This window comes from Pseudoalteromonas sp. Z1A8, assembly GCF_011378855.1.
GTDB lineage: Bacteria > Pseudomonadota > Gammaproteobacteria > Enterobacterales > Alteromonadaceae > Pseudoalteromonas.
In genome coordinates this window covers 24,794-33,376 of record NZ_WTLB01000043.1, presented here as the reverse complement: position 1 = coordinate 33,376, position 8,583 = coordinate 24,794, and the positions used below count along the sequence as shown (strand labels likewise).

The 8,583-nt window shown below is 36.3% G+C and carries 9 protein-coding genes and 1 tRNA gene; 7 read left to right on the top strand and 3 right to left on the bottom strand.

Going from position 1 to position 8,583, the window contains the following annotated elements; translation table 11 throughout:
* Positions 1-88: 88 nt before the first annotated feature.
* Both GQR55_RS20215 and GQR55_RS15395 read left to right on the top strand, forming a co-directional pair.
* Positions 89-421 carry a DUF4405 domain-containing protein gene (locus GQR55_RS20215; protein WP_346774262.1) on the top strand — a complete coding sequence of 111 codons (333 nt, stop codon included), beginning with the start codon at positions 89-91 and terminating at the stop codon, positions 419-421.
* Complete coding sequence (locus tag GQR55_RS15395; RefSeq protein ID WP_166421294.1) at positions 421-714, top strand: hypothetical protein; 294 nt, start codon at positions 421-423, stop codon at positions 712-714. Before GQR55_RS20215 ends, GQR55_RS15395 begins: the two co-directional genes overlap by 1 nt.
* Before the next feature lie 66 nt (positions 715-780).
* Here GQR55_RS15395 and GQR55_RS15390 read toward each other — a convergent pair whose 3' ends face one another.
* Positions 781-1,773 (bottom strand): fatty acid desaturase, encoded by a 993-nt coding sequence (locus GQR55_RS15390; protein WP_166421293.1) that lies wholly within the window; start codon positions 1,771-1,773, stop codon positions 781-783.
* Positions 1,774-2,163: 390 nt separating this feature from the next.
* On the opposite strand from GQR55_RS15390, the gene GQR55_RS15385 reads away from it, so the two are divergent.
* Positions 2,164-2,248 (top strand) — tRNA-Leu (locus GQR55_RS15385).
* Positions 2,249-2,548: 300 nt separating this feature from the next.
* Here the strand turns inward: GQR55_RS15385 and GQR55_RS15380 are convergent.
* Positions 2,549-3,019, bottom strand: a complete 471-nt coding sequence (locus GQR55_RS15380) for a GFA family protein (RefSeq protein ID WP_166421292.1) — start codon at positions 3,017-3,019, stop codon at positions 2,549-2,551.
* Between the two features lie 149 nt (positions 3,020-3,168).
* On the bottom strand, positions 3,169-4,002 hold the full coding sequence (locus tag GQR55_RS15375) for a mechanosensitive ion channel domain-containing protein (protein ID WP_166421291.1): 834 nt from the start codon (positions 4,000-4,002) through the stop codon (positions 3,169-3,171).
* Between the two features lie 370 nt (positions 4,003-4,372).
* Here GQR55_RS15375 and GQR55_RS15370 point away from each other — a divergent pair, with 370 nt between their 5' ends.
* From GQR55_RS15370 to dps, 4 genes are all read left to right on the top strand, one after another.
* Positions 4,373-4,759, top strand: coding sequence for a hypothetical protein (locus tag GQR55_RS15370; protein ID WP_165741090.1), 387 nt, complete (start codon positions 4,373-4,375; stop codon positions 4,757-4,759).
* Between the two features lie 330 nt (positions 4,760-5,089).
* Entirely contained in the window at positions 5,090-6,958 is a 1,869-nt protein-coding gene (gene gss, locus GQR55_RS15365; RefSeq protein WP_166421290.1) for a bifunctional glutathionylspermidine amidase/synthase, read from the top strand.
* Positions 6,959-7,094: 136 nt separating this feature from the next.
* On the top strand, positions 7,095-7,463 hold the full coding sequence (locus GQR55_RS15360) for a DUF2237 domain-containing protein (RefSeq protein WP_166421289.1): 369 nt from the start codon (positions 7,095-7,097) through the stop codon (positions 7,461-7,463).
* A 236-nt stretch (positions 7,464-7,699) separates the two neighbouring features.
* Positions 7,700-8,224, top strand: a complete 525-nt coding sequence (dps, locus tag GQR55_RS15355) for a DNA starvation/stationary phase protection protein Dps (RefSeq protein WP_010553097.1) — start codon at positions 7,700-7,702, stop codon at positions 8,222-8,224.
* Positions 8,225-8,583 lie beyond the last annotated feature (359 nt).

Below are 8,583 nucleotides of genomic sequence, written 5' to 3'. Positions count from 1 at the left end.
ATGGCTTAAGTTACAAGCCATCCTGGAAGGCTACGATTTAGCAAAATCTCTTGAGCCAGACTTGTGATCAAGAGACAGCTTTTTTATAGTGCCTTTTGCAATTCATTTATTACTTCATTGGGATTGGATTCAACGTAGCTTTAGCCGTTTATTAGCAAACATAACAGCGCGTGAACGGTTTAATATTATATGGGACTACCTACTTTATATAATGATGTTACTGGTATTTGTGAGTGGCTTTTTAGTATCGGTTGCTCTACTACCTGCGCTTGATATTAGTTTAAACATTCAAGACTTTTGGTCAAAAATACATCACGATTCGGCCACTTTTATTATGCCAATGTTAGGTGTTCATTTAGCGCTTAATTTAGGATGGATATTAAAGCTAACAAAACGCATGTTTGCAAAGGAGGCTAAATAATGAAGCACTTAAAACAACAGTGGAAAACCCGCACCAGCATCGTTTTAATTGTATCTGTTTTAGTGAGCCTTATATTGGTGACTTTGGAGCGAACAGATTGGGCAATGCAAATAAACCTACAAGGTTATAGCCACGGCTCACCTGAAGGAGAAAAGCCAAATATAGCGCCGATATTGATGTATATTTTACCGTTTGTAAAAGAACTCGTTTTAATTGGCGTGCCGATGTTATTAACGCTTGGAATAATAAAGTTATTTGGATTGATAAAAAAGCGATTTAAAAGAGCGAATTAATTTATAGATGATTGCTTTAGTTTTATATCCAACTAAAGCAATCATCCGTTATTACCCAGGTTTAGGTTATGCCTTGTAAGCATTCGCATTTTTAATGCTGTCAAAATCGTTAAAGCGCACGTTATGTTGTTGCATCACTTTAAGTATTTTTTCACTTAGCATTTGGCGTAAATAAAACGGCTGATTTGGTACAAAGTGATGGATGGTATGCGTTTTACCAAAATTAAAACAAAACAAGTGAAACGGCATAAATAAACGACTCGTTAGTACATGTGTTTGTTCAAGCATATTATTAACACCACCATAGTAATGCATGCTTGAGGTAACAAAATTAAGTGAACTTGAGCGAATAATATTAGGCACAATAAGCACGACCATTAAAAATTCAAACACGTTCATTGTGCTTAGTACCCAGCTAGGTGAATTTAGCGAAAGTGGTATAAATAAATCCACGATATGAAACACAATAACGCTGTATAAAACAGTAAAATACGCAGTCGCTATCGGAAACCCCGCATTAAAAACACTCGAAAAACTAAAGCCATTAATTTCTTTTCTAAAACGTTTAGTAGAAATAACTAACCCTAATAGCCCATCCATAATAACTAGCGCACGCATAAATGGATTTTTAATACCATTGCCCACCAAGCGCTCTTCTAAATCTTGTTGTGTGCCTGAGGTTTTGTGATGGTGTAAATGCATTTTACGTCGGTACCACGGGCTAATAGTATTTGGCCGCATTAACCATACTGTTAGCATCATAAAATTATGCATGAACGGCTGGTTACTAAAGTATTGTTTATGTATAAGATCGTGTTCTAACTCATGGGAAATAGACGCAGCAATGGCCGCAAGCACTATGCACACCCAAGCAGGTATTATGGCTAAATAATATAAAACCCCAACGCCAATAAGAGCACTCAGCGACAGCAATAAAATGATTAACCCTAAGGTATTTTGATGTGCAAGTAATGGATGCTTTTGACGAAGTAATGCTTCCTCTGCCTTAATTGCTTTAACAATCGCTTGAATGTTCTGTTTGGCACTTAATTGGGTCATATATAATGTCTTAAAAACCTTGTTGCGCAAATAATACCTGAATTAAGCGCAACATCGGAATAAAGCGGAAATAATTATTATAATACGATTAACTATTACCAATAGTTCAATTGTTTATTTATTCAATCGCATAACAAATTTAATAGCACTCATAACCCAAAATATTCGCTTTATATATCAGCCAAAAAGACTTAAAAAATTTACCAGTGGAGTCTCCTTGCTACAAACGATTAATTATCAACCAGTTGTTATTACAAACAAAAGAAAATGCTTGCTGCTCCCTCTATTGTTTGTATAATGCGGATACAGAATAAGAGGTATATAAGTATCCTTTTTATTTTAAGTGGTTTTTCTTTATTTTTTATATTTAAAAGATTAAAGAAAAATTATGCCAGCGTGATGAAATTGGTAGACATGGGGGATTCAAAATCCCCTTCCGAAAGGAGTGCCGGTTCGAGTCCGGCCGCTGGTACCACTTTTTGAACCTCAGCTAATTATTGGCTGAGGTTTTTTTATGTCTAAAATTTGGCTAGTAATACCAATCTGCTTATACCAATTCCATTAAGTATGTGATCTTAATTTTACGCCGAAAAAACAATTCAGTTCTAGGCGTAAATTGATGTAAATGGTTGTTCCCTTTGTGAAATTGACAACAAAGAAATGGGTTGTTTTAGCAAGTAAAATAGATTAGCTATTTATTGGAATTGGTATAACTATCAATCCAATAACTCATGACTACAAAGCTAAAAGCGCAGCCTTTTAGGTCATACCTATTTTATTGTTCTAAGTTTAAGCGCTGATGCCAAGCAGCGATACTTTCATCAGGGTACTCTTCAAATTGCTTATCACCTTCGTTAATGGCCGCATTTACCCAATTTGCTTTACTACCAAGCATTAAATGAGTGCGCTCTGGCGGTATGGGTAACTCACTATCAATAGCACCTGCAAACGGATGAACTTGCTCAGGCCAACGTGCATCGTATAGCCACAAGTTTGTACTGCAATGCTTACAAAAATGGCGCTCTGCCGGGCTGGTTTTATCACCTATTTTTGCATGATAAATGGTAATGTGTTCACGCCCCTGCACTTCAAGCGTTTTATACTCTGCGCTTAAATTAATAATAAAACCTCCGCTACCTGCGGTTTTTCTGCATACAGAGCAATAACATAAATTGTAAGGATAAGGGTGCTTTGAGTTGACGGTAAATTCTACTTTGCCACAGTGGCAAGAGCCGTTTAACTTCATAATAAATCCAATTTTGTAGCTGGCTTGAATTAATACATTAACTAGATACGCATAAAAAAACCACAACAATTATACGCTGTGGTTTTTTAATATCTAATTAGTTTAAACTTTAAGAGTCACTCTTTTTGTTTAAACTTAAATATATAAAATTAATCTTTGCTTTCGTTAACTAAAATAACTTTACGATGTGGGAAAGGTATTTCGATGTTGTTTTCATCAAGTGCTTTTTTAATTAATTCTGGCACCGTATAAAGAATATCGAAGTAATGCTCACCTTTACTAAAAGGTCTCACTAAAAAGTCTACTGAGCTGTTGTTAAGCGTTTCCACTTCAACAAAAGGAGCGGGATCTTTTAATATATGCGGATGCGCTTCAAGTACTGCATCAATAACTTTACGTACAGCCGTTGTATCTTCACCGTAAGCAACACCAAAATGCATATCAACACCACGAATTGGATGATGTGAATGGTTAATAATTTGCGCACCCCAAATTTGACTATTTGGGATAATAACCTGTTGGTTATCGAACGTTTGTAAAATAGTAGTAAACATATCTACTTCTGTTACTTTACCAAAACGCCCTGCGGCCTCAATAAAGTCATTTACTTTATAAGGTCTGAAAACAAGTAGCATAACGCCAGCTGCAAGGTTCGACATTGCACCTTGTAACGCCAAGCCTATAGCAAGTCCCGCAGCACCTAGTAACGCTATAATAGAGGCTGTTTGTACACCAAAGCGATTTAACACAGCAATAATAACGAACGCTAATATGATGTAGCGAGCCATACTGCCTAAAAAGCGAAAAAGCGTATCATCAAGATGAGTGTATTTATGGCATAAGCCAATAATTAAATTGCGTACTTTGCCTGCCAGCCATAAGCCCGCAAGTAAGATTGCAATCGCTAGTAATATGTTGGTTGCCCACGTAATTGCAGCGGGTAAATATTGATTAATATCAATGTTGTTTATTATATCTTCCATTTTTTTTCCTGTTTTAAAAACTTTTAACTGACTTCAATTCATACCAAGCGCAATAGTTTAACAAAAAATTAACTAAAGTACGACTATAGGAGTAATTTAAAACATAAAGAAAGAGCGTTCCCTCAAAACATGTCATCGCTCACGTAAATCTTTCAACACATAATTTTGCTTTAACCCTTGGTCTACAGCTTAAATAATTCAACTTTAACTTGTTCATAAATAAAGCTAATACCCGAAATAAATCTCGATTAACTCTCTTAATTTTCTAATTACTGCTGGCACTCATCTATAAATTTACCGATAATCTCACCTAAGCGCGCATATATTGGCGAGACAACACAATTGGATGAAATTAAAACAAAGGATTATTATGAAAAAGTACTCAATTTTACTTACAGCGGCAACACTTACTGTACTTGCTGGTTGTTCAACATCTGTTGCAGTAAGAGACTTTGAACAAAACCCTATTCCACAAACATCAACAATTACCAACAGTGAAGCTGACGTAGAAAAAGGCATTCTAAAGGCATGTATTCAGCTTGGTTGGAAGTGTACGCCTATGAGTGAAGGTAAAATAAAAGGTGTACTGGATATTCGCACACACCAATTAACTATCGATATTGCGTATAACAAAACGGCATACTCAATCAACTATAAAGACTCTATTAACTTAAACTACAACGGCAAAAAAATTCACCGCCAATATGTTAATTGGGTATCAAACCTAATACGCCATATAGATGCTGAAATGATTTAGCAGCGCGTTAACCTGCTTTACATATTATAAAAATCACTAAATATGAATAATAAAAGTGGAGAAGTTACCTATAGCTTCTCTATTTTTTAATTGAGATTTAAACAGTAATAATCACGCCAAAATATTAATAAATTTCAACTAGTTACAAGCAAAATAAGCACCAAACCTAACATTCTTAGTAAAAGTACTCTCCCGTATTTTCACTCTTTAATGAATGAGTGATTTTTTACTTATCCCCCTTCGTAAAAACATATTTTATATCTTGCTATAACGCAGTTTCGCTCATATAGTCAGCAAATTATCACACCTTTATTTTGAACATCTTTGTTTATGAAATCTTCTGCTCCTGCTAGTGATTTTGGTACCTTATTAGGTTATGCACCTGGTAATGTTGCTGTGTACTCATCTGATTATGATACGGCTGACGAAAGTATTTATCCTAATCGTAGCGCCTACCGTAGTTACCTTGATGGCATTTACATGGGCTATAAATGGCAATGTGTTGAGTTTGCACGGCGATGGATGTATCTCAACCATAGTTATATTTTTGATGATATTGCTATGGCTTACGATATTTTTGAGCTGCGTTCTGTACGCGATGTAAATAGCCAAAACAGACTGCCACTAAACGCGTTTAAAAATGGTGCTAAACATCATCCGCAAGTAGGTAGTTTACTTATTTGGGAGGAAGGCGGCGAGTTTGAAGAAACAGGCCATGTTGCTGTCGTTGTTGAAGTATATGAAGATAAAATACGCCTTGCTGAGCAAAATGTAGGACATCAAATATGGCCAAAAGATCAAAGCTGGTGCCGTGAACTAAAAGCAAAAGTAACTAAAGATGGCGACTATTGGATTGAGTGCTCTTACAGCGACGCCACTATTTTAGGCTGGATGACACAAACTGATGAAACAGAATATGCTGAGCCAACGTCTGAGCTAAACACTGATTTATTTATTATAGAAGCCCATAAAGCAGTAGATACAGGCCAAGCAGACAAGTCATGGTTAAATATTGCGAATGACGATGAAGCTGCCTACGTAGAAATGATGCAAGGCCATAAACTTACATCAGTAGCTGCGGATCAACATAATTACTTTGCGATATCTCAAACGGCGCAGCAAAGCATTGAGCATGCAACAAATGAGCTGCATGGCTTATTTATGCATGCAACCGACTATGTACTGCAGCACCCTGAGTTATTAAAAAAGTTCAATTTACCCGATGTTGTGATTAATAAAATTCGCCAATCGTGGGATAACCGCTTAAACCAATTAATTACCAGTCGGCTTGACTTTGCTTTAACAGCAGCCGGTTTAAAAGTTTACGAATACAATTGCGATTCGGCATCGTGTTACATGGAAAGCGGCAAAGTTCAGGGTAAATGGGCAAAACACTTTGGTGTTAAAACAGGTGTAGATGCAGGCCAAAATTTATTTAAAGATCTCGTAAAAGCATGGCGTAAAAGTGAGGTGAAAGGTCTTGTTCATATTCTGCAAGATGATGAACCAGAAGAGCATTACCACGCATTATTTATGAAAGAAGCCATTGAAGCCGCGGGCTTTGAGTGTAAGTTAGTAATTGGCTTAAGCACACTTCGCTGGAATGAATCAGGCAACATAGTAGATGAAGACGGCGCACAACTGAGTTACGTGTGGAAAACGTGGTCGTGGGAAACCGCACTTGATCAAATTCGTGAAGAATGTGAAGCCGACCAATCATTAGGTGATAACTTTGAACCACAATTCAAAATTGGTGAAACGCCACGCTTAGTCGATGTACTGCTGCGTAAAAACGTCATGGTATTTGAACCGCTGTGGACATTGATCCCAAGTAACAAGGCTATTTTACCAATACTGTGGAGTTTATTCCCTAATCATAAATATTTACTTAATACCGCGTTTGAACTTAACGACGAGTTATTACAAACCGGTTATGTAGTTAAACCAATAGTAGGACGTTGTGGTGCTAATATTCAACTTGTTGATGAACAGCAGCAAGTTATAGAAAAAACAATGGGGCACTTTGCCGAGCAAGACCAAATATACCAACAACTATTTGCACTGCCTAAAGTAGATGACTACTTTGTACAAATATGTAGTTTTACAGCCGCCGGAAAATACTCTGGTGGTGGCGTACGTGTTGATAAAAGCATGATCATAAACGGCCATAGCGATTGTATGGCACTGCGTATTAAATAAATAATACTAAGCCCGCAATTTTGCTGCGGGCTTAAGTTTGTGTAGACCCCCTTCCCTCTTTTAAGTTTTATAGCTATCTCAAGCGAGTTACTCCTGATAGAGTAAATTTATTAAACACCACAAATTAAGGTATTTCATGGCGAATCAATTTAATGTACTTGGCACACGTTTAAAACTATGTTGCGGTAATGGTGGCTACACACGTGAAGGATTTTGTTATGTACCAGAATCAGATCTTGGCAATCACAGTGTGTGTGCAATTATGACTGATGAGTTTTTACAGTTTTCAAAATCACAAGGTAACGATTTAATAAGCCCGAACCCTCTTTACGATTTTGAAGGTTTAAAAGCCGGTGATAAATGGTGCTTGTGTGCGCTAAGATGGCTTCATGCTATTGCAGCGAGCGTAGCGCCACCAGTGGTACTTGAAGCCACAAATAAAAAATCATTAGAAATAGTGCCGCTCGATGTTTTAAAAGCGCACGAATATATAGCCAAAGTTTAAATACACTTAAGCGTTATTAAATTAAAGTCTGCAGATTTTACAAATGTATGCAGGCTTTTCAAAAATTCAATCATCCCTCCAGCCTCTAAAATCTTAAATAAAAACATAACCCCATGTTTTTAAATCACTTTTGAAAGTAATCAACTTACGGCATAACAGTTGCTTCATTAAGTTTAAGTCATGCTCATAACGCAACATATTATATGAGCAACACATTACTTAATGTAGGAGAAATTATGAGTAACAATAACGAATCAAACAAAACAACTAAATTTACCGCGCCAGGTATGAGTGACGAATCAGCTCAAAAAACAATAGCTACGCTAGATAACCGCATGGTTGCATTGATAGATTTACAGCTTACTTTAAAGCATATTCACTGGAACGTAGTGGGACCTAACTTTATTGGCGTACACGAAATGATAGACCCACAAGTAGACATTGTGCGCGAAATGACAGATACAATTGCAGAGCGAATTGCGACTCTTGGTGGAGTGCCCGTTGGTACGCCTAAATCAATTGTAGATCGTCGTACATGGAACGAATACTCAGTAGGTAAAGGTTTAGTAACCGAGCATTTAGCCGCACTTGATAAAGTATACAACGGCGTTAATGGCGATCACCGCAAAGCAATTGAGACTCTTTCTGAATTAGATCCGGTGTCTGAAGATATGATCACCAGCCAACTAGCTGACCTAGAGCAATTTCAGTGGTTTATTAGAGCCCATTTAGAATCATCTACAGGCGAGTTAAAAAGCTAATATATTTAATCTAAGAAAGCCCAGCATTAATATGCTGGGCTTTTTTTTGCGTAAAAATCACTCTATTTATAATAATATATAGATATATATCAGTAAGCTCTAATACAAAATTCATATAAAAACAATAGAAAATTGGTATTACCAAAACAAATAACCAAAATAAAATTGAATGATTTTATACTCCTTACTATTTCGCAAATTTATAAGCCATACCCAACCTTTAATGAACATCTCATTATTTTAACATCACTTAAAAAACAAACTAAATACGTATAAAAGTACGGCATAAAATTTAAAAATAGCACTAAAAAATGTATTTAATAGTACAAATAATATAAAAAAACGCCTTTGGTAAACAT

Coding starts and splice junctions, on each gene's coding strand:
- GQR55_RS15360 (WP_166421289.1), top strand. CDS start 7,095: ATGGCGAATCAATTTAATGTACTTGGCACACGTTTAAAACTATGTTGC.
- GQR55_RS15395 (WP_166421294.1), top strand. CDS start 421: ATGAAGCACTTAAAACAACAGTGGAAAACCCGCACCAGCATCGTTTTA.
- dps (WP_010553097.1), top strand. CDS start 7,700: ATGAGTAACAATAACGAATCAAACAAAACAACTAAATTTACCGCGCCA.
- GQR55_RS15380 (WP_166421292.1), bottom strand. CDS start 3,019: ATGAAGTTAAACGGCTCTTGCCACTGTGGCAAAGTAGAATTTACCGTC.
- GQR55_RS15390 (WP_166421293.1), bottom strand. CDS start 1,773: ATGACCCAATTAAGTGCCAAACAGAACATTCAAGCGATTGTTAAAGCA.
- gss (WP_166421290.1), top strand. CDS start 5,090: ATGAAATCTTCTGCTCCTGCTAGTGATTTTGGTACCTTATTAGGTTAT.
- GQR55_RS15370 (WP_165741090.1), top strand. CDS start 4,373: ATGAAAAAGTACTCAATTTTACTTACAGCGGCAACACTTACTGTACTT.
- GQR55_RS15375 (WP_166421291.1), bottom strand. CDS start 4,002: ATGGAAGATATAATAAACAACATTGATATTAATCAATATTTACCCGCT.